The 21,834-nt window shown below is 41.7% G+C and carries 16 protein-coding genes and 1 pseudogene; 3 read left to right on the forward strand and 14 right to left on the reverse strand.

The window, feature by feature from the left end:
* Window positions 1-2: 2 nt before the first annotated feature.
* The 6 genes from urtD to MSG93_RS07785 form a co-directional block, all read right to left on the reverse strand.
* On the reverse strand, window positions 3-830 hold the full coding sequence (urtD, locus tag MSG93_RS07760) for an urea ABC transporter ATP-binding protein UrtD (protein WP_324621258.1): 828 nt from the start codon (window positions 828-830) through the stop codon (window positions 3-5).
* Window positions 831-1,901: an urea ABC transporter permease subunit UrtC gene (gene urtC / locus MSG93_RS07765; protein WP_324621259.1), complete on the reverse strand. Its 1,071-nt coding sequence runs from the start codon at window positions 1,899-1,901 to the stop codon at window positions 831-833. It abuts the gene before it with no gap.
* Between the two features lie 4 nt (window positions 1,902-1,905).
* Complete coding sequence (gene urtB, locus MSG93_RS07770) at window positions 1,906-3,528, reverse strand: urea ABC transporter permease subunit UrtB (protein WP_324621260.1); 1,623 nt, start codon at window positions 3,526-3,528, stop codon at window positions 1,906-1,908.
* An 80-nt stretch (window positions 3,529-3,608) separates the two neighbouring features.
* Window positions 3,609-4,889, reverse strand: a complete 1,281-nt coding sequence (gene urtA, locus MSG93_RS07775; protein WP_324621332.1) for an urea ABC transporter substrate-binding protein — start codon at window positions 4,887-4,889, stop codon at window positions 3,609-3,611.
* Between the two features lie 256 nt (window positions 4,890-5,145).
* On the reverse strand, window positions 5,146-7,029 hold the full coding sequence (parE, locus tag MSG93_RS07780) for a DNA topoisomerase IV subunit B (RefSeq protein WP_005227983.1): 1,884 nt from the start codon (window positions 7,027-7,029) through the stop codon (window positions 5,146-5,148).
* Window positions 7,026-7,634, reverse strand: a complete 609-nt coding sequence (locus MSG93_RS07785; RefSeq protein WP_032873412.1) for a YqiA/YcfP family alpha/beta fold hydrolase — start codon at window positions 7,632-7,634, stop codon at window positions 7,026-7,028. Before MSG93_RS07785 ends, parE begins: the two co-directional genes overlap by 4 nt.
* 261 nt (window positions 7,635-7,895) lie before the next feature.
* Between MSG93_RS07785 and MSG93_RS07790 the strand changes: the two genes are divergently transcribed.
* Entirely contained in the window at window positions 7,896-9,242 is a 1,347-nt protein-coding gene (locus tag MSG93_RS07790) for a hypothetical protein (protein WP_004776311.1), read from the forward strand.
* Between the two features lie 99 nt (window positions 9,243-9,341).
* On the opposite strand, the gene MSG93_RS07795 is transcribed toward MSG93_RS07790, so the two are convergent.
* The 8 genes and pseudogenes from MSG93_RS07795 to gshA form a co-directional block, all read right to left on the reverse strand.
* Window positions 9,342-9,692 carry a hypothetical protein gene (locus MSG93_RS07795; protein WP_324621261.1) on the reverse strand — a complete coding sequence of 117 codons (351 nt, stop codon included), beginning with the start codon at window positions 9,690-9,692 and terminating at the stop codon, window positions 9,342-9,344.
* A 501-nt stretch (window positions 9,693-10,193) separates the two neighbouring features.
* Window positions 10,194-10,930 (reverse strand): annotated as a pseudogene (locus MSG93_RS07800) (lysozyme inhibitor LprI family protein).
* Window positions 10,931-11,180: 250 nt separating this feature from the next.
* The gene (locus MSG93_RS07805; RefSeq protein WP_324621262.1) at window positions 11,181-11,711 is read right to left on the reverse strand and encodes a hypothetical protein; all 531 of its coding nucleotides are present in this window, start codon (window positions 11,709-11,711) and stop codon (window positions 11,181-11,183) included.
* A 2-nt stretch (window positions 11,712-11,713) separates the two neighbouring features.
* Complete coding sequence (locus MSG93_RS07810; protein WP_324621263.1) at window positions 11,714-14,161, reverse strand: hypothetical protein; 2,448 nt, start codon at window positions 14,159-14,161, stop codon at window positions 11,714-11,716.
* Window positions 14,161-14,694: a hypothetical protein gene (locus tag MSG93_RS07815; protein ID WP_324621265.1), complete on the reverse strand. Its 534-nt coding sequence runs from the start codon at window positions 14,692-14,694 to the stop codon at window positions 14,161-14,163. The genes MSG93_RS07810 and MSG93_RS07815 overlap by 1 nt, the downstream gene beginning before the upstream one ends.
* Before the next feature lie 7 nt (window positions 14,695-14,701).
* Window positions 14,702-18,103: a type VI secretion system Vgr family protein gene (locus tag MSG93_RS07820; RefSeq protein ID WP_324621267.1), complete on the reverse strand. Its 3,402-nt coding sequence runs from the start codon at window positions 18,101-18,103 to the stop codon at window positions 14,702-14,704.
* 178 nt (window positions 18,104-18,281) lie between these two features.
* On the reverse strand, window positions 18,282-18,788 hold the full coding sequence (locus MSG93_RS07825) for a disulfide bond formation protein B (RefSeq protein WP_324621269.1): 507 nt from the start codon (window positions 18,786-18,788) through the stop codon (window positions 18,282-18,284).
* 53 nt (window positions 18,789-18,841) lie between these two features.
* On the reverse strand, window positions 18,842-20,419 hold the full coding sequence (gene gshA, locus MSG93_RS07830) for a glutamate--cysteine ligase (protein WP_324621270.1): 1,578 nt from the start codon (window positions 20,417-20,419) through the stop codon (window positions 18,842-18,844).
* 269 nt (window positions 20,420-20,688) lie between these two features.
* Between gshA and MSG93_RS07835 the strand changes: the two genes are divergently transcribed.
* Window positions 20,689-21,228: a DUF924 family protein gene (locus tag MSG93_RS07835; protein WP_324621271.1), complete on the forward strand. Its 540-nt coding sequence runs from the start codon at window positions 20,689-20,691 to the stop codon at window positions 21,226-21,228.
* 37 nt (window positions 21,229-21,265) lie between these two features.
* Window positions 21,266-21,823: a CC0125/CC1285 family lipoprotein gene (locus MSG93_RS07840; protein WP_324621272.1), complete on the forward strand. Its 558-nt coding sequence runs from the start codon at window positions 21,266-21,268 to the stop codon at window positions 21,821-21,823.
* The last annotated feature ends 11 nt before the right edge of the window (window positions 21,824-21,834 follow it).

Raw genomic sequence — 21,834 nt, forward strand, 5'->3', positions numbered from 1 at the left:
TCCTAACGCCCTAAATACTTTTCAATCACATCTTCATTGGCCTGAACCTCTGCCAATGTGCCCTCAGCCAGAATCGCGCCTTGCGCCAAGACCGTGACTTTTTCACTGATGGTGTCAATAAAACTCATGTCATGTTCCACCACCACCAGCGTGTGATTTTTTTTCAGTTCCAGACACAGTTCAGCCGTGCGCTCGGTTTCAGCATCGGTCATACCGGCAACAGGCTCATCCAGCAAAATCAACTTGGGTCGTTGCATCAGCAACATGCCGATTTCCAGCCACTGTTTTTGTCCATGTGAGAGCAGACCTGCGGGCTTTTGCACAAATTCCGTTAAACGGATCTGCTCGAGACTTTCATCCAGGGCCAGCTGCGCTTCTGGGTCTAAACGGGAAAAAAAGCTTTTTTTCACCCGTTTATCGCGTGGCGCTGCCAATAGCAGATTTTCCATCACGCTAAAATTTTCAAATACCGTGGGTTTCTGGAATTTACGTCCAATCCCCGCTTCCGCAATTTGCTCGGTACTCATTTTGGCAAGATCATAGTTTTGCCCAAAAAATGCCGTACCTGTGCTTGGACGGGTTTTGCCGGTAATCACATCCATCAGTGTGGTTTTTCCTGCGCCATTCGGTCCAATAATGCAACGTAACTCACCCTCGGCAATGTACAGTGACAAATCATTCAAGGCCCGAAATGAATCAAACCAGACACTGACTTTTTCCAGATATAAGGCAATGCCGTGACTAAAATCCGCACCTTGCGTCTTGGTGCGTCCATAGCCCTCACCCAGTTGACCGCCATGTTGAGCAGCGTCTATTAATACATCACTCATTTAATCACGCTCCTTTTTAAAACGGTCAAATACGCCAATCACACCCTTAGGCAAGAACAAGGTCACCACGATAAACAGCGCACCCAAGATCAATAACCATGCTTCTGGCGCAGCCACAGTGAAATAGGTTTTCACTGCATTGATTAAACCTGCCCCCAAAATCGGTCCAATCAAAGTGCCACGTCCACCCGCAGCCACCCACACCGCCATTTCAATCGAATTGACGGGATTCATTTCACTTGGGTTAATAATGCCGGCCTGAGGCACATACAACGCCCCTGCAATACCGGCAATCACCGCGGACAATACCCATGCCGACAGCTTGTACCACAGCGTGCGATAACCGAGATATTGCAAGCGATTTTCACTGTCGCGGATTGCGCCGAGCACGCGACCATAAGGACGATTCATCAACTGGCGCAAACCGAGGAAACACAACATCAACATCAACGCTGTGACAAAGCATAAGGTTGCACGCATTGGTGGCGAGGTAATATCAAAACCGAGAATGGTCTTAAAACCCGTAAAGCCATTATTGCCACCAAAGCCTGTTTCATTACGGAAGAACAGTAAGGCTGCGGCAAAGGTCATGGCTTGAGTAATGATCGAGAAATACACCCCTTTGATTTTGGAGCGAAAGGCAAAAAAACCAAAAATAAATGCAATCAATCCAGGGACAAGCACGACCAGTGCCAAGGCCCAGGCAATATGCTCAGTCCCGACCCAATACCAAGGCAATTCGGTCCAACTGAGGAAGCGCATAAAATCAGGTAACCCATCACCTGCAGATTGACGCATGAGATACATACCGAAGGCATAACCGCCCAAGGCAAAATACAAACCATGTCCCAAGCTTAGAATCCCGGCATAGCCCCAGACCAGATCCAGTGCAAGAGCCACCAAAGCCAAACACATAATCTTGCCAATCAGGGTGATCCAATAAGCGGACAAGTAAAATGCAGAGTCAGGAGACAACAGGTGTAGCCATGGCAACAGCAATAACACGCCAAAACAGATCGCAATTGCCACGGCGCTATAGGGTTTGTCAGCAAATAAAGCAGTGATTTTCATTGGCTTACTCCACAAAACGGCCTTTGATGGCAAACAAACCTTGTGGACGCTTTTGGATAAACAAAATCACAAGAACCAAGAGAATAATTTTTGCCAGAACTGCACCTAAACCAATTTCCAGCACTGTTCCACTGATGCCCAATCCGAGTGCTGCCAGTACCGCACCCCAGACTTGGCCCACGCCACCGACCACAACCACAAGGAAAGCGTCAATAATGTAGTTTTGACCGAGATCAGGCCCCACATTACCGACCTGTGCCAAGGCACAGCCTGCCAAACCAGCCAGACCTGAGCCCAGACCAAAAGCCAGCAGGTCAATCCGGGCAGAACGAATCCCAACCGCACGTGCCATTTGACGGTTTTGCGTGACCGCACGAACGAATAAGCCGAAACGGGTTTTATTGAGTAAAAACAGCAACAGCAATAATACGGCGACGGTAAAACCAATAATCGCCATACGGTTATATGGCAGCATCAGGCTCGGTGTCATCGCGATCCCACCACTCAACCAGCTGACATTGGAGACTTCAACATTCTGTGCACCAAAGACCATACGCACCAGTTGCATCAGAATCAAACTCACCCCAAAAGTAGCAAGCAAGGTTTCCAGTTGACGACCGTATAACGGGCGAATCACGGTGCGTTCAATCAACATACCGATCAAGGCACTCACCAGAAATGCGGCAGGAATGGCTGCTACCAGATACCAATCCACCCACCCTGCAAAATGGCTTTTAAAAAAGCTTTGAATCACGTAAGTGGTATAGGCACCGATCATAATCAGCTCACCATGTGCCATGTTAATCACCCCAAGCAGACCATAAGTAATGGCTAAACCAAGCGCAGCAAGCAGTAAAATGCTGGCCGTACTCATACCTGAAAAGACATGGCCTGACCACTCACTGATTTGTAGTCGGGTTTTAATTTGATTTTGCGCATCCAGCAAGGCAGCCTTCAATGCAGGATTGTTTTGTGGTTGTTCTAGAGTTTGGTTAATTAAGGCGAACACATCAGGGCGATTGGAATCTGCCAAAACTTTCACGGCTTCAAGCTGGGTAAACGCATCAGCACTGTTAAAATCCAGACGAGCTTTGAGCTGTGCTAAACGCGTTTTGACCTGATCATTTTTTTCATTCAGATAAAGCTGCTTCACCATCGCCACATCAAGTTCAGCCAGATTATTTTCTAAAATATCGACCGCGGCCAATCGTTGTGATGCATCATTGGAGTTGAGTTTGGCTTTGGCTTGACCAAAATTCAGGGCCTTGCGTAAGGTATTGACCAAAGTCACTTGGGATAAATCGGCAGGCCATTGTTGTAGCGCCTGCTGCTCAGGATAGCTAAACAGTTTGTCATCATTTTTTAACAGATAGGTATTGCCTGCACTATCGGTATAAAGCTCATTTTGATCAATATAGGCCACCAGTTGATCCAGTTGTTCAATACTGGCAGGCCACTGATTGAGCATGGCACGACGCGTCGCAAAGTCAGCCTTTACAAAGGTCTGAATGGCATCTGGAGAAGCTGTAGACGTCACAGGTGCTGTGGATGTGGCCTCTGCCCATGCTGGACTCAACATCAGCTGTGCCATGATGCAGAGCAGTGCCAAAACAAAATGTTTCGCCATAGAACTCCCCTTATGGTTACGGTTTAAATGGATCAGAAAAATAGAAATGCCTGCTGCCAACACAACAGACATGAAGCGAATTATTTAGGGATATACGGACTCCAAGGCTCCGCCTTGATGGTTTGCGGGGTTTTGTAGACCACATCGAACTGGCCATCGCCACGGATCTGTCCAATCATCACAGGCTTATGCAAGTGGTGATTGCTTTCATCCATTTTGAGGGTATAGCCTGATGGTGCCGCAAAGGTCTGACCAGCCATCGCATCACGAACTTTATCCACCTCAGTGGTGCCCGCTTTCTCAACCGCCTGCTTCCACATATTGATCCCGACATAGGTCGCTTCCATCGGATCGTTGGTCACCACTTTGTCGGCATTTGGCAGTTTGTATTGCACTGCATATTGTTTGAATTTATTTACAAACTCGGTATTTTTAGGATTCTTGACCGACATGAAATAGTTCCATGCCGCTAAATGACCGACCAAGGGTTTGGTATCAATACCACGTAATTCTTCCTCCCCGACCGAGAAAGCCATGACCGGGATATCGGATGCCTTAATGCCTTGGTTGCCCAGTTCGCGATAGAACGGCACATTGGAATCACCATTGATGGTCGAGATCACTGCCGTCTTTTTACCTGCAGAGAACTTCTTAATATTGGACACAATGGTTTGATAATTGCTGTGACCAAATGGGGTGTATTCTTCCATGATGTCGGCATCGGCGACGCCCTTTGATTCCAAGAAAGCCCGAAGAATTTTATTGGTGGTCCGTGGATAGACATAATCTGTGCCCAACAACACAAAACGTTCTGCTTTCCCGCCCTCATCTCCCATCAAATACTCAACTGCAGGAATTGCCTGCTGGTTCGGAGCCGCCCCGGTATAGAAGATGTTTTTCGATTGTTCCTGACCTTCATACTGCACCGGATAGAACAATAAGCCATTCAACTCTTCCACCACAGGCAACACTGATTTACGCGACACAGAGGTCCAGCAACCAAAAATAACCGCGACTTTATCTTGGGTAATCAGCTGACGCGCCTTTTCTGCAAACAGGGGCCAGTCAGAAGCTGGATCGACAATTACAGGTTCCAGTTTTTTGCCCAGTACCCCACCATTGGCATTGATTTCATTGATGGTCATCAAGGCGGTGTCTTTTAGTGAGGTTTCAGAAATCGCCATGGTGCCTGAAAGCGAGTGCAGAATCCCAACCTTGATGGTGTCACCGCTGGCTGCAGGTGCAGTTTTGGCTTCAGTTTTTGCTTGTTCTGTTTTTTCGGCTGGTTTTGAACAGCCCACCAGACCCATCCCCATCATGGCTGCCATGAGCACTGACATCGACATCAATTTGTTTTGCATCATTCTCTCCACCCATCAATATTGTGATTTTTACTGGATGGAGTTATTCAATTTTTATGCCAACACAACAAGCTATTGTTTTTATTTAATTTTAATAAATTTTACTGATGCTTTTTTTGATCTTGTATACAACATTGCATACAAAAAATACGCAGCGACCTAAAATGATGCAGATTTGTTCAGCCCAAATCTAAAGACTTTACACAAAGAAAAAGCCAGACATTTGTCTGGCTGATCTCGATCTTCTAAAGGGAGTTTAGACACTGATATCTGCTAAATTACCTTTTTGCTCTAACCAGTGTTTACGGTCGGCAGAACGCTTCTTCGCCAGCAATTTATCCAGTAATCCAGCCGTTAAATGGGCATCGTCCAGATCCAGTTGCACCAGACGACGCGTATTCGGGTCCATGGTGGTTTCACGCAACTGGCTGGCATTCATCTCGCCCAAACCTTTGAATCGGGTGATTTGCGGATTTTTATTGCCTTTGACTTTTTTCAAGATCGTCTCTAGCTCATCATCATCCAAGGCGTAATACACATCCTTCCCAATATCAATACGATACAGTGGTGGCATCGCCACAAACAGATGACCTTCCTCCACCAGTGTCGGGAAATGTTTTACAAACAATGCGCATAATAAGGTTGCGATATGCAGACCATCCGAGTCCGCATCGGCCAGGATACAGATTTTGCCATAACGTAATTCAGACAAATCGTCACTGCCCGGATCAACCCCGATCGCGATGGCAATATCATGTACTTCTTGCGAAGCCAAGACCTCATCGGAAGACACTTCCCAGGTATTCAGGATTTTTCCGCGAATCGGCATAATCGCTTGGAAATTCTTGTCGCGCGCCTGTTTGGCACTCCCGCCCGCAGAGTCCCCTTCGACAATAAACAGTTCACTGTCTTCACGGGTTAAACCGACACAGTCAGCCAATTTCCCGGGTAAGGCTGGGCCTGCGACAATCTTTTTACGCTCGACTTTTTTTGCGGCTTTGAGACGACGTCCTGCTTTGGCAATCGCCATTTCAGCCAGCTGGGTCGCAATCTCGGCATGTTGATTCAACCATAAGGCAAATGCATCTTTGGCAATATTCAATACAATATTAGAGGCTTCACGGCTAGATAAACGTTCTTTGGTTTGTCCGGAGAATTGCGGTTCCTGAAATTTCAGCGATAGAATAAAATTTACCCCATCCCAGACATCTTCCGCAGACAACTTCATATTACGCGGTAACAAATTGCGTAATTCACAGAACTCACGCAGCGCTTCGGTTACACCTGAACGTAAACCATTGACATGGGTACCGCCTTGCGCAGTGGGAATCAAATTGACATAACTTTCCTGAATCTGTTCGCCACCTTCCACGTTCCAGCAAATCGCAAACTCACAGGCTGCACGATCCGCTTGCCCCTGACTGACAAAGGCCGGATCAGGCAGAATTTCACGATCTTGCAGTTCGTCCATCAAATAGTCGACCAGACCATTTTCAAACTGCCATTCAATTTTTTCTTTATTGATTTTATCGTCATAAATAATTTTTAAGCCCGCAGCTAATACCGCTTTGGCTTTTAAATTATGTTTTAACGCCTTTAATGCAAATTTAGGACTGTCAAAATATTTGGCTTCCGGCCAGAAACGAACGGTTGTTCCTGTGGCACGCTTTGCCACCTTGCCTTCCAAAACCGATAAGGGGGCAACCGGTTCACCCTGTTCAAAGGCCATTTGATACAGGTTACCCTGACGCTGTACCGCCACTTCAACACGGGTCGACAAGGCATTGACCACGGAAATACCGACACCATGCAAACCACCAGAGAACTGATAGTTATCGGTACTGAATTTACCGCCGGCATGTAACTTGGTCAGAATAATTTCGATACCGCTTTGCCCATATTCCGGATGGATATCGACTGGCATGCCGCGTCCATTATCTTCAACTGACAATGAACCATCTTCATAGACCGTGACACAAATCTGGTTGGCATGACCGGCAAGTGCTTCATCGACTGCATTATCAATCACCTCTTGCGCCAAATGGTTTGGACGTGAGGTATCGGTATACATGCCTGGTCGACGACGAACAGGATCTAAACCAGAAAGAACTTCAAGGGATTGGGCCGTGTATTGTGTCACTGGGTTGGACTTCCTTTTTGGAGGGCTGCCGATAAAAATTCGAGTACTAAAGGTAATTTTTCTTCAAAATCATCCATTGCATGATTACCACCAGCGTCAGTTAAAATCAATGAGGATGGATGAACTGCACTATAATAGCGTTGAGCCTGATGATAATCCAAGACTTCATCGCCTTGTTGCAACAGCACCAGAATTTTATCAGCATGCTTTAACTTCGTGTCAGCAATCGATTGTAATTGCTGCAATTGATCTGTATCAAGTGTCCATGATTCAGTGACTTTGAGCGGGATTTGTTCAATACCGAATAAATCTTGAAAGAGTTGCCATGGTTGCATAGCAGGATTGATCAGTACAGCAGGACAAGCATACTTTGCGACAAGATATGTCGTGTAGAACCCTCCCAGGCTACTTCCCACCAAAACCACTTTATCATGTGGTAAATTTTCGATAAGCTGAGAAAGCTGTGCAAGTACCTGATCAGGAGCACGATTTAAGTCAGGTAAATGTACCTGAACGTCATCGCGTCCTGCACAATATTGTTGCAGCTGTTGCCCTTTGATCGACATCGGACTGCTTCGAAAACCATGTAAATAAATAATTTGCATATGCACCAAAAAAGACAGCGGCTTGACTTAAAGTGAAATAGATCACATTATTTTGCTTAATTGTTATACAAATAACAATATAACATACAGATAAGCTCAACATTGTCAGACATAAAAAACGATACTGGACTCCGTTCATCAGTATTCTAAAAAAATTAGTTATGAAAGACATAAGATGTAAACGTTTGTTGTAGTTTACCTAAACAGTATCAAGTGAATCACTTCAAATCTTCGGTATATATCAAGGATGGGGAAAACAATATGCCAAGTTTAACACCGCTGCATGAAACCTACTGCAAGTGGGACCGTACGCCCCCGAGTCAGGCCGATGTTCTGGAGGGTTTGGCCCAGTTGGTCAGTACCAGCCTCAGCGGGGTACACGAATTGGTGCAACTGGTACAAACTGAGGTATTACGGACAACGCTCGGTTTAAGTGCACAAAAAGCCAAGAATTTACAAAAGCACCCGCAACTGCAAAAGTTCTACCAGTTTTCTTATGTGGCCCTGCAAAAATACGGCAGTCATTTTCTTGCCCCTAATTTACGCCGCATTATCGCCAAATTTCCGATCCTGCATGATAAACCGCTGACACCGACCTTACATTTTGCGGTCGGCGCACTAAATGGCATCTTTGGCGATTTCTTTTTAAAGCAACATAATCCAATGGCCTTGCCCATGGTGCTTTATGATCACTATGGTTCTTTACAACAGGGTGAACTAACCGGCCGTGTGGTGATCCTGACACATGGTCTATGCATGAACCATCTGACCTGGTCCAATCATCGTTATGGCGGGATTGGCGAGCGCCTACTGGCTCAACGTGATAACAACACCATGTTGTATCTGAACTACAATACAGGTCGCCGGATTTCAGCCAATGGCCGTAGTTTTGCCAATACGCTGGAAGATCTGGTACAGCGTAATCCGCGTATTACCAGTATTGACCTGATTGGGCACAGTATGGGCGGTCTGGTTTCCCGCAGTGCCCTGTTTTATGGCAAACAGAATCTATATCAATGGGTGCATATGGTCGAGAACTTGGTCTGTATCGGTTCACCACATCATGGTGCAGTACTGGAGCGTTTTGGCTTTGTCTTACAGGATAAACTGGGTGCATTTCCATTTATCAGCCTGATTGGTCAGTTGGTCAATGTGCGCAGTAACGGTATTCTGGATCTGCGTCACGGTAGCGTTCGTGATGATGACTGGGAACATAATGATGCACGTATCGGTTTTGCAGATGACAATCGTAAGCCTGCGCCACTCCCATCACATATCAATACGTTTCTGATTGCAGGAACTTTAGAATTTGAGAAGCTGCGTAATAAAGCACTCTCTGTGATTGGTGATTATCTGGTCAGTGTCAAAAGTGCTTTAGGCGAACATCCAAATCCACGTTTTCAACTCAAGCTACCCGATACGCATAAAGCTGTTTTCTACGGGCTGAACCATTTTGAAATCCAGTATCACTCGAGCGTAGCCGAGCAGATTACGCGCTGGCTGTATCCTGATGCGAGAGAGAAAGTGGAAGCTGGCGTACAGACCCATATGATCAATGTACCGAACAACTATACCTTTGATGACTTAGAAGGGATTGTTGAGACCTAAATAAAAAAGCCCAGCTTTATCGCTGGGCTTTTTTAACTTTGAATTCGTTAATTAGTTTCTTTTTCAGCTGCCAAAACACCTGTATTTTCAAGAAAATTATCATTTTAATTGTATTCGTTTTTCTTTATTACCTTCCATATAAGTTAAATTATAATTCTTATCAATTAATACATTTTTAGTTGCTGGAATAAATTTATTTTCTTTTATTCCAAAAGTATTAATACTTAAAATAGCAAGTTGTGGCCCTTCATCTTCATTATCTTCAAATGGAGAAATAATAATTTGTTTACCACTTTCTGTTTCTGGAAGAACAACACCATCCCCATAACTTGGAGAAATAGATGGATAGAATTTTATCAAATTAGATGAGCTAACCAAATTAACTTTAGAACAACTATTTATATCTTTCTTTAAAATACATTTAAAATGATCAGCTGAATTATAGGGCAAATATGTTACAACTAAACCATGAATATTTTTTTCCTCTTTCGAAGTTTTTCCAGTAGTTAAAAATGCTAACCTAGATAAATACTCATCTCTATAACATTGACTTCTAACTAGACCTGCACCTTCCCCAGCTATATGACTTATTTTCCCTTCACACTTTTTTTGAATTTCTTTTTCCCATTTTTTGAAATCTCTTTCTTTACTATTTCCTTTATTTATTAACTATTCTTTTAGAGAACCATTGCTTTTCAAAAGACAACTTAGATTTTGATTTATATTATCAGACTCGCACTTCTTTTCTGAAGCATTCGTACATGAAGATATTAGACCACATAAGCTAACCAAGCATAAGATATAGATATGTTTTTTTTTGAAAAAATTCATCTTAAATATCCTATTAGTTTAAGTAATTTTGCAATACTACAAAAATTTAATTTAAAAGCAATACCAAATCTTCAAATTTAAATATTACTTTTACACACAACTAAAATTTAATAAAAATTATTACTCATCATGATCATCACAATTCACATCCTTACTCTTTAAACTAACATCAGTTGTATAACGAATTTTAAAATTTAAATTCAATAAGTCTTCTTTTCTAAAAACTTTGGGAACAATATTCCAAACATTTTCACCATTAGTGAGAAAGACCAAGTTAAATTCTGGAACTTTATTATTAGTATCAATTTGATATTCTACTAAAAATTCATTCTTTTTCTTACCAACCACATTATATATACGTGGTTTACTTAAACTTTTGTCACAAGCTTGATATACATAAATCTTGTTGTTTAAAATTTTAATTTTATTTTCAGTACAATAACACCCACCAACTTCCATTTTTTTACAACACCATCTTTATAATTAAATGGTTTTATTAAGTTTCCTTCTAAACTATCAAAATCCAAATATGACTTCTTCAAGTCTTTAATTTTTGAATTATTAAATTCACTTAGACACTTATAGTTTTCATTATTTACTTCTCTCCCATTAAAACTACATTTTAAATTTCTATTTTTCAACCAAGAACGCTGAGTTGCAACAAGATAGTCAACTTCTTTTTTATTGTCACCAATATAGCTTTTAATACCAGAATATATACTATTCAAATCATGCTCAATATTGACATATATAATTTTCTCATCTAATCTTTGATTTTTATAATCTGCAGCATTTGAGCATGCACTCAAACCAAAAATTAATAATACATTAAGAAAATTAATATTAATGCCTTGCATCACCTATTACTTTTTGTAAGCAACTATTACTCACTATTCCGACATTTTAAAAAACATATACTACCAACATTAAGCATAACGATAACGAGAATTTCTTATTCATAATAAGCATTTCAGAAAAATTAATATTTATGAAATACCTTCCTCATGAATATTCCTTTTGATATTGCATGCAGCTAAATAAAACATAGTGGCAAATAAAAAAATTATTCATTAGTATAAAACTCTTTCCTTACAGAATATAAAACACTTAATCCTCATAGCAATTTATATGATCCTTAGAGAACAATCCAATGGAGTCAACCTTATCATCTTGGTTAGTAGTATAAATATAATAAAATTTAGAGTCCTGTGAAACCAACTTGTATTCGTAATAAGAACCACCTTCTTGGTTATCCATTTTCTTTAATTTATTAATCGATTTCAATTCTAGTAATTTTTTTGAATCTTGCCCAACACTTATTCCATTTGCATCTATCACTCTTGGATTCGTGGTATTTATCGCTGTTATGAAACCTTTACTACTAACATCTAAGTTTGTCTCATTATTATCTATAATAATATTTTTTGAATTCTCACAGCCTACTACATTACTAATGTCTTTATAATTTTGAACTAAAATATCTCCTTTGTATTTTTTTACAAAATCTTCTAAATTACTTCCCAAAGAAATCCCATTCAATTTATGAAAATCCAAACTATCTTTATCTAAACCATGAACTTCGTTTTTTGCACAACCAACTAATAATATTAGTGATAGAAATAAACTAGCCTTTTTCAAAATCAAATATCCTCTATATAAGCCGAAAGCCCTTGCATATGCAAGTGATTATTATGTCTTGGTTTTTTACTTTTTAACTGAAAGCACTTTGGAAAAATATAGTTACTTTTCACTCCCGCAGTTGCATTAGTAAAATATTCACTTATCATTAATTTAGAACGTCCCCATCCAAAGCTTATAAAATTATTTATAAGCTCCAAACTTCGTTGATGATCATAAATTTCATCTTGTAGAATAACAGGTTCAGCTTTCTTATCTTTCCTCAAATATCTTATATCTCCAGCCTCTCCATTGATATGCGAAGAACTTTCTCCTGGTGATCCATTAGACGTACTAAAACCATTAAATGAAATATCATCATAACCAGACTTACATAAGCCACCAAGAAATGCAGCCATCTCCACACCACCCAAATAGTATCTTTGTTGCTGGGAATTCATTAACATTTTATACCCAACATTTCCATTACGATATGATGAAAAAGACCTAACATCTACTAAGAAAATATTTCCAGTACCATGAACATCTTTTTTATCCCATCTTTTAGCAACTACATATCTAGATTTCCCTAAATTATGAGTCTTACCATTTTGGTCATAATAAATGAACTCAGCAAAACCTGTTGCCGCTTTATTCTCTCTTTTGATTTTTCCATCATGATAAATATGATATCGAGTCGTATCGCTTGTTGGCGGTGATTGATTACTTACCGTTGTTAATGGCTTTCCTCCACTTTCAGTATACGTATTATTTTTCTTCGTTTGATTCTTCTTATCTGGTTCAGTTTTTGCTTTTTCTGCTTCTTCTTTTGCTTTCTTTTCCTGAACATCTTTCTGCTGCTGTTGTCTTTTTAGATCTTCAGCCTGTTTACGTTTTGCATCTGCAACTTCATATAATTTCGATGCCTGAACAGCACTACCATTTACAATAAAGGGTTTAGTTGAGCTTGATTTTTCAACACGACTTAAAACTAGACTTTTTCCTTTTATACCAAAGCCAAAAACAAAACCCGTTAACATCCGTACATTCATTACACCACTGTTATTTGTTCTTTTTGGTATTTCTCGACCTCTATAAAAGAGACTAAACAATGTGTTTGGAACAGGTTTACCATCTTGGGTTACTGAAATATTAAAAGAATGTACAGGTAATTTCACTTTAACTGTTTTATTTTTTAATGCCGCATTAACTTGAAAATGATGTATGACCTGTTTCTGCCCATCACCTTCTACTGAAACCTCAACATCTTGTCCCTCCTCCGCAATAATACCTTGCTTGACCCCATGACTATCAGCTGTATGTTTTTTAATATTGCCTTTGTAGGTAAGAAAAAAATTCATATTAGAGATTGCCTTACCAGAATCCCCTTCGACTATTTCAATATTAAAATTTACATCTTTAGATACAGGAGTTAACTCTGCCTGTTGAGGTGTTGAAGATTGCATCTGCTCACTTCTTACTTCTTGAGGTGTTTTATTAACCTGAGGTCTCGGTTGAGGTGCACTATCTGTTGCTAAAGTTGCAGAATGGCTTGTAACTTTAAAATCACTTAAAGTTGCTTTTTGTTTTTCATTTGCTTTTTGAATAATACTATTCGACTCTTTTCCATCAGCAACTATTTTTATTTCTGTGTTTGGGTTTCTAACAATAACAGGAAGGTTACCATTCTCATCACTCTTAACCTTGACTCTTGTTTCTCCTGAAATATATTTACCATTATTTTTAGAAACAATCGTTACTTCTTTATTTTTTAATTCTAAGCCTGCACTATCTTTTAGAGTAATATAAATTTTTCTTTTGCAACAGCTTTCTAAATCAAAACCACCGAACATTGATAAGTATGAAGAAATATGTGTTCCATTACCATCAGATACAGCTGATTTTTTCTTAAATACAGGTGAGCCAAGAAAAGTTGCTAGTCCTCCTTCACCCATCAAATGGGCACTAGCTATTGCTCCCGATTCAGTTACCTCAACCCCATTAATAATTTTCCCATAATATTGATTGAAGTTTAATATCTGCATACGTTTACATAAATAATTTATCCAATCACTAACTGCCATTAATTGTAATTCAGGCTTTGTAAGAAAATCATTGAAAGAATGAATTCCATTTTTACCTGACCATTCCCCTTTCCAATCATTTTTCTCAAAAGTTGCTCTAATCGTATCTATTCTTTGCTTCTCTTTCTCTGGGTTTAGTTTTCTAAAATCTACACCTAAATCTCCTAAATAGTATCCAGTTTCAAATAAGGCAGACTCTCCCATTTGAAAAAAACCACGATATCCTCCTGAGCTTTTTTTGGCTGCTGCTATTATATTCGATTTGTGGCTTAAGCTTTGCTTCAAATCAGCACTTGATTCTTTATAACTAACAGCTTGTATAAATCCATTTCTATTTAATTCAAAGTCTTGTACTGATCCATCTTGAAACTGTATAGTCTTTTTCATTATTTAAACCTGTCATTAACCTTATATTTAGAAATATTACTAATAGATGTTTCTTTGAATAAATATCCATTTAAAGCGGATACAATATTTGCATCCTCTCCAACTTTACTACAAGATAAATTCACATCTACGTAATCTTCCTTTCTAAATCCATTTTTAATTTTTTTCCGGTCTATTTCCCTTGAATATGCGAATGAGTTAATATCATTATATATCATAATAATATCAGTTTTATTATGTTTCATTTCCGCCCAATAAATATAATAATTTTTATTTTTGTATTGAACATGATTACATGTTCCTGTAGATGTCCAGTTTTTATCTTTTAAATCAAAGCCAATGTTTTTTGCTATTTTTTTGTTTTCTTTACTAAAGTTATCTTCCCATATATCAGGACACTGAACATCTTCTGATACAATCACTTGTACTGCTGGCTCGCTCCAATATTTCATACATTCTTTAGCACTTTCTGCATGTAAATTTATACTATTTAGCAAAATACATGCACCAATCATTAACTTTACAGTGTTCATTATTAAATTAATCCTTAAGTCCAAAACTTTCAAAATCTGCTTTTAAATCTGCATCTTCATTATGATCATCACTATCGTGCTCATGGTTATGATCATCATCACCACCACAACAGGCCTCATCTGAACCATGCCCTTGCCCTTCCGTGATCACTTCTTCAACCAGTTGTAGCTTATCTGAACTGTCATCATTCTTACCAAGTAAAAGAATTTCGACGCTGTCAGGATTATCACTAAAGATCCGCGCCGTCCTTGCAAACTGATCAAGAAAACCGATGTATTCTGTTTTCTTAGCGTGATTAATAACTTTATATTTAAATCCATCTTTCAATAAATCAGCATTAACCAACTCGCTAAAATCGAATCGACGGCTAAAGATTCCACTTTCTGGCATTTTTGGCAGTTCAGCATTTACGGTTGCGCCACTCGTAAACAGATGCTGCCCAGCCTTACTCTCAAACTTACCGCCTGTGGTTGAAAATATCCCGTTGGCATTGATCTTCAGCTGAGAACCACCCGCTGTCAGGACAATCTCTTTCGGACTGGTGATCTCAATCTTTTCCTCAGTAGAAATAAGCTTAATCACCTTCCTCGCAATCGCCTCAATCGCATCATCTTGCGCCTGCAACTCCAACTTGCCTTTTGCTGCATAAGCTCTAAAGCCCTTTTGTGCGGCAAACAGACTGATCTTGTCCTGTGCATGTCCGATAATATTCTTTTGGGCACTCAGGTTAATTGAACCACTGGCACTCTCGGCAATATCCTGAGAAGCCTGCAAAATAATATTTTCAGGTGTCGTTAATGCAATCCCATTCGGGGATGCCAACAACATCAGCGCCTGTCTGAAAATCTTGCCTTGTTCTTGCTGCTTGGCATCGGAACTGCTTTCCAGACCTTGGGTATAGCCCTCCATAAAACCCTGTAATGAACTCAATGCCTTAGAAGGTGTAATATCTAACTTGCTCCCTTTACTAAAAGTCCCACAGGTACTCATCAGCTCAAAATCTTTAATATCGACATTGGCCAAGACTTTACCAACTTCTTTAATACTCTCGAACGGATTCTGCTCTATCTGGTCTTTAATACTGGCAAGCTTGCCTTTCACAAGATCAGCACCATGCTCTTCGACGTTTTCGATAAACTGTTTTAGATTTTCAACCGCATCTTTGGCATCACTAAAGAAGCTATTAAACTCTTCCACTGCGCCTTTGGCATCGCCCCCGAGTGCACCAATATCTTCAATAAAACCACCGCAATCCTTTAAGGCATGAATCGGGTCTTGACTCATTCCTTGTTTAAATAGATTTAAGGTGCTATCCAGTGCTTGTCCCGTAGTTTTAAGCTCCAATGACTGAATAAACTTCGGTAAACGGTTAATCACATTCAGCGCATCAGTCTGTTGCTTTGCAGCCACTTCGCTGAGCATTTTCATGCTGTCATAGCCCTGCGACAGCAAGGATTGTGCTTGAGCAGCCTCCAGATGATCGGCGACCGCCTGTTCCTGGGCATAGGTACTAATCAGCATGCCTTTACCTGCCCGCACCGCACCCCAGGCATCTGTTCTGAGTTCGAAGCCTTCCCCACGACCATCACTGGTTTCTTGTGATTTGGGATGGCTTAAATTACCCAGATTCAGCTGTGATGCTGCATGGCTACTTTGTAGCTGGGTGCTGATTTGCCCGGTGGTATCATCAAAGCGCAACTGGTTAAAGCCACTGCCATTGACTTCCTGACTGCGGATCCCACTGAGCTTTTTGGTGTCAGGCAGTTGTCCCTTAACGTCAAACTTGGTCGGGGAGCGTTGTGCTTCATGGATACGTCCAGTCACAAAAGGACGGTCAATGTTGCCATCAAAAAAGTCGATGACCACCACCTCACCAATACGCGGCAAGAAGCGTGCTCCATAGCCTTCCCCCGCCCAAGGTGTGAGCACATCTACCCATGCGGAGTCGGTGTCATTGTCATTACTACCTGCTCCACCATCATGGCCATGATCCTCACTGCGGGTAAACAGAAAACGAACCTTGATCCGTCCCCACTCATCCACATAAATGGTTTCTCCTTCAGGCCCGACCACTTTGGCACGCTGCGGATAGGCAACCGGACGATGCAACTCCGGATCATATTCAGGAATGATTTTGATCTGACGGCGAATCAAGGTCAGTTCATTGCCCTGACGCTCTGCCTCATCATAGCCATGTTGATCCCAACGACTCTGGCTAAGTAGTTGACTGACCTGTTGCTGCAGATCTTTGGGTAAATTATTTTGATTATAAAAATGCTTGGCAATAATCAGGAACTCCTGATCAGCCCCTTCGTGTTGATCAATTTCAGGATGTTCCCTGAGATTAAACCAATAACCGACTTGGCTATCGCGCACACTACTATACGCCTTAAAATATTTGGCCTGACTGGCATACATATCATTGAGTTGCTGATTCAGTTTTTCTAACTGACTACCACCTGAAGCCGTGGCTTGGTCTTCACCCTTTAAGTCCTGCATCCAGGCCGGGCTGATATGCCACGCCTGCTCCAGACTCAAACTGGCGGAATCAAAGCTTTCAGAATGGTTATGAGTAGTGACCACTGAACCTGCGCCTTCTTCTTGAGCCAAGGCATCAGGTTGCCAGCGTTGCAGGTGTACCGCCGTCGGTTGCAAGCTTCGAACCGCCACAAAGCCGGTAATGCTATCCTGGAATTCTGTGGCGCTGCTACGGTGATAACGAATACTTCGTCGAGGCAAAGCCTGATACTCGCTATTGTCATCCATTAATCTGAGCTTTTGCGCTTTGAGCGGCGTACTTGAATGCGGGACAAACAGCTCGGCTTCATCGATCAGCCAGCTAATGCCTTCACTGCGCCATAAGCGCGTGAGAAAGGCATAATCAGATTCATTATGCCCCATCACAAATGGCCGAATATCATAATTCTGACTTAAACCATTCAGATCAAGGCTCAGACTTGCCGCAAAAAGTGCGCTTCTTTGCTGCCATTCCTTGAATAAAACTTCAGTAATTTCGACAACAGTTTTATTCATAAAAACACGGCTGTTACGGCGTTTATGCCATAAACTGGTCGCATCTTTTAGTGTCAGCTTATACAGGGTTAGTGCGCCATCACTTTGCCCGTAACTGGCTTCCGTTACCATTCCTGTGGTTCGGAACAGCTGTCCTGAATCGGTGACCTGATCCACGGCGACCTGAACCCCTATAAATTGTTTTAAAGGAATCTGGGCATTGGTCGACAGACAAATCAATTCGGCTTCCAGCCCGACATTGATTTGATGCTGGCCTTGTATGCGTTGTAAAAAAACTTGATTATTCAGTAGATGATTAGAAAATTGTACGTGAATGGCACGTTTCTGTGCATTTAGCCCTATTTTTTCTAATACATTAAATATATTAAAAAGCATTTTTTATAATCAGATCGTACAGGGGAATCGGCTGAACTTTACAAAAAACAGACCTATCTGTCCACAAAAAAATCTTTTGGCCAACAAAATGGCACAAACTATTGAGAAATACAGAAAACAAAACCCGAAATATGTTGCCACATTTCAGGTTTTAGCCAATCAATCAACAAGGTCGTTATTATTTTGCTGTGCTGTTGTAGTTTCTAAACAGCTGCCATAGGCAGATGAATAAAATCAAACTGAAATAAAGCAAAGACCACACCGGTAATGATTGACCGAGGAAGGTCCAATCCACCACCGCACATTCACCCGAACCGGACAATACTTCCTGCAACACGGTTTTCATCGGTAATGCATCTACTAGATAATCCAGACCTGGGCCACAGCTTGGCACTTGATCCGGTGGCAAGCTTTGCAGCCAGACATGACGTGCCGCTACACCAACCGACCAGCCAATCGATAAGGTCGCCAGAAAAGCATAAAAACGTTTGAATCCGCTTGAAACAGGATTATGGATAAAGGCCACCAGCGCAACTAGCCCCATACCGATCAAACCAAGGCGCTGGAAAATGCAAAGCGGACAAGGGTCCAGACCCTGCACATGTTCTAAATACAACGCAAATGAGATACCAATAATGCTCGTCAGTACCAACAACGCACTCACTAAGCGGTAATTCCAACGCATGGGAAATCCTCTAAAAATATTAGGGTCTGTTGACCTGCTGATCAATCAACAGGCTAGCGGTATTGTGCAAGATATTGTTCAAAACTCATGTCGTTATCTTGTTCAAGTTGCGCCTGTTTTTGCAATGACGTTTCTGCCAGCTGCGCAAAGTACTGTTTGGTTTCTTCGCTAAGTGGATGCTGGTCATAATGATCGACATGGTGCTGTGCCATCACACTGCCAAAGTTCCAGGTACCACCATGTTGCAAGGTATCTGCAATCACATGCGCAGAAAGGGTGTCTTCAACATCATCTAAACGTTGCTGCATGATCTGGATCGCATCCTGATACAACCGGGTTGCATCCATTTGATCTAATAAGGCTGCGCAGCCTTGAATAGCATTTAAATGACGTTGTGCCCAGTCTTTTAATGCAACCGAGCTGGCGCCTTCTTCGATCTGTGCATCTGCTGCACGGCCACGATTCACGACTTCCAGTTGATTCCGGTCAATCTGTTCCTGCTCTTCCGCAAACAAATCTGGGCTCTCATTCAATAAGCAATAAAGTGCCAAACTCTCCAGAAAACCGGCCGAAACTTCATCAATACCAATCGGGCTATACGGATTCACATCCACTGCACGCAATTCGACATAACCGACACCACGGTTTTTCAATGCCTGCGAAGGGGTTTCACCGGCTTGAGGCACCTGTTTTGGGCGAACCAGACTATAATATTCATTTTCGATCTGAAGCACATGATCATTGATCTGAATTGGCTCACCCTGTTCATCATTCAGGCCTAAATCAGTAAATGCTGGGTAAGGGGTATGCACCGCTTTCTGCAAGCCATCCAGATAATCATGCAGGTCATTGTAGTGAATGCCCAGTTCTTTCTGTGCCGAGTTCTGATACCCCAGACGTCCCATCCGCAAGGCGGTCGCTTCCGGTAAATATAAAGTTCCTTTCACCAAAGGCTGTAAATGATGCTGACGTCCTGTCAGGAAACAGCGGCATACGGAGGGACTTGCGCCTAACATATACATGACCAGAGGAATTAATCGGATAAAATTCCGGATCAGGCCAAAATAGCGATGGCTACGATAATCTTGCAGGCTAAGCTGTTTTAATTGTGGATTTTGCTCATGTTGCTGTAAGGCAATAAATAACGAGTCAGGGAAAGATAAATTATAATGCACGCCGGAAATGGTCTGCATACGGCGACCATAACGGACTCCCAGTCCACGGCGGTAAAGTGTTTTAAAACGGCCAATATTGGAAGAGCCATATTGCGCCAGTTTAATATTTTCTTCGTTATCATCTAGCATACACGGCATGGATAACGGCCACAGTCGTTCACCGGCTTCCAGTTGCTGATGTACCACACTATGGATATCGCTTAATTCGTTTAAAGCTGCAGCAATGGTGGTTTGCGGCGTCGTAATAAACTCCATTAAGGCTTCTGAATAATCGGTGGTGATATGTGGATGTGTCAGTGCTGAACCCAAAGCTTGTGGATGATTTTTTTGTGATAAAAATCCATTACTTTGCATCCTTAAACTTTCACGCTCAATCCCGCGTAACATCCCTTTTAGTAGCGATGCATCTACCCAAGTAGGTATCACAGAGGAAGTAAGTGTGCTGGGTTGATTCATATTATAGGCTCGCTTATTCAAGATCAGCCGACCACATCAAAGGTAGCGACTTCGTCGACCATACAGGCATCATGACAATGCCAATCCCTTCGACTCAGCCAATTATAACGACAATTGTGATCTAGTCATCTAGGCTCTGTGAACATTTGAAAAATGCTTGCGACAGAAATCCCTGTTTAGTCTGGCAATTTTTATCACAATCTTGTTACATAAGACACGCTCAAATTGTGATTTTATTGAAAAATAAATCTTCTAGAGGAGACTCGCCCATGCAAGCGCAAGACATTCTGAATTTTTGGTTTGACCCTGACCACCGTTCCCTCTGGTTTGCCAAAAGCGATGATTTTGATGCAAAAATTCGCGAGTCGTTTCAAGAGATTCATCAACAGGCCGCACAGGCGGAACTGTGGTCATGGCGGCAAACGCCCGAAGGCCGTCTGGCCGAAATTATCGTGCTTGACCAGTTCTCCCGTAACTTATACCGCGATCAGGCACAGGCCTTTGCTTACGACAGCCTGGCCTTGGCTTTGGCACAAGAAGCGATTAGTTTACAACTCGATGCGCAACTCAGGCCTGATCAGCGCTCATTTTTATATATGCCCTTTATGCATAGCGAATCCAAACGCATCCATGAATTTGCCCTCAAATTATTCCAGCGCCTCGGCAATGAAATTAATTTAAACTTTGAGAAAAAGCATAAAGTGATTATTGATCGTTTTGGTCGTTATCCCCATCGCAATAAAATTTTAGGGCGAGACTCTACCCCAGAGGAAACAGAGTTTTTAACCCAGCCCAATAGTAGCTTCTAGGTCGATCTCCCTCGACCATTGATATTAGGAATTGCATATGAAATCGTTATTAATGTGCACACCGCTTCTGCTCACATTGACATTTGCAGGCTGTGCAACCGTCCCTGCCAAGCCCCGAACCTTTGACCAGTTGGGCCAGTTCACCGCTTATCCGTTAAATAACAAAACCTACCGTGTCGGTTTTCAGGCGGATAATAATTTGAGTTATGGTACAGCAGAGGAAATTACCTTACTCAAGGCTGCGCAGACCACGGTTAAAAATGGTTTCCGCTACTTTACTGTAGTGGATGACCCGAGTAATGCCCGGCATAAAGCGCCACGTCAGGCCGTGATTTATCCGACACCGTCGTATTATCCTTATGGTTACTATCGTCGTCATCCCGCCTTTTGGCCGGATCCCTTCTACGATACCCCACAAGTGGTCAATATTGATCCAATCCAAGTGTCGTATACTATTGAGTGTTTCAAGACTCAGCAGCAAGCACCAGATGCCTTTGATGCACAACTGATTTTGCAATCTTTGGGGCCAAAATACGGTTTGAGTCCAACAGGAGACGTGTTGCAGCCGCCTGCACCACCTCAAAATAAAAAGTAATTAAAAGGATG

It is taken from the genome of Acinetobacter sp. IK40, from assembly GCF_035615075.1.
GTDB lineage: Bacteria > Pseudomonadota > Gammaproteobacteria > Pseudomonadales > Moraxellaceae > Acinetobacter > Acinetobacter courvalinii.

What these genes read in the sequence shown, in the direction of transcription:
- urtD (WP_324621258.1), bottom strand. Translation starts at nt 830, where the DNA reads ATGAGTGATGTATTAATAGACGCTGCTCAACATGGCGGTCAACTGGGT.
- urtC (WP_324621259.1), bottom strand. Translation starts at nt 1,901, where the DNA reads ATGAAAATCACTGCTTTATTTGCTGACAAACCCTATAGCGCCGTGGCA.
- urtB (WP_324621260.1), bottom strand. Translation starts at nt 3,528, where the DNA reads ATGGCGAAACATTTTGTTTTGGCACTGCTCTGCATCATGGCACAGCTG.
- urtA (WP_324621332.1), bottom strand. Translation starts at nt 4,889, where the DNA reads ATGCAAAACAAATTGATGTCGATGTCAGTGCTCATGGCAGCCATGATG.
- MSG93_RS07785 (WP_032873412.1), bottom strand. Translation starts at nt 7,634, where the DNA reads ATGCAAATTATTTATTTACATGGTTTTCGAAGCAGTCCGATGTCGATC.
- MSG93_RS07790 (WP_004776311.1), top strand. Translation starts at nt 7,896, where the DNA reads ATGCCAAGTTTAACACCGCTGCATGAAACCTACTGCAAGTGGGACCGT.
- MSG93_RS07810 (WP_324621263.1), bottom strand. Translation starts at nt 14,161, where the DNA reads ATGAAAAAGACTATACAGTTTCAAGATGGATCAGTACAAGACTTTGAA.
- MSG93_RS07815 (WP_324621265.1), bottom strand. Translation starts at nt 14,694, where the DNA reads ATGAACACTGTAAAGTTAATGATTGGTGCATGTATTTTGCTAAATAGT.
- MSG93_RS07820 (WP_324621267.1), bottom strand. Translation starts at nt 18,103, where the DNA reads ATGCTTTTTAATATATTTAATGTATTAGAAAAAATAGGGCTAAATGCA.
- MSG93_RS07825 (WP_324621269.1), bottom strand. Translation starts at nt 18,788, where the DNA reads ATGCGTTGGAATTACCGCTTAGTGAGTGCGTTGTTGGTACTGACGAGC.
- gshA (WP_324621270.1), bottom strand. Translation starts at nt 20,419, where the DNA reads ATGAATCAACCCAGCACACTTACTTCCTCTGTGATACCTACTTGGGTA.
- MSG93_RS07835 (WP_324621271.1), top strand. Translation starts at nt 20,689, where the DNA reads ATGCAAGCGCAAGACATTCTGAATTTTTGGTTTGACCCTGACCACCGT.
- MSG93_RS07840 (WP_324621272.1), top strand. Translation starts at nt 21,266, where the DNA reads ATGAAATCGTTATTAATGTGCACACCGCTTCTGCTCACATTGACATTT.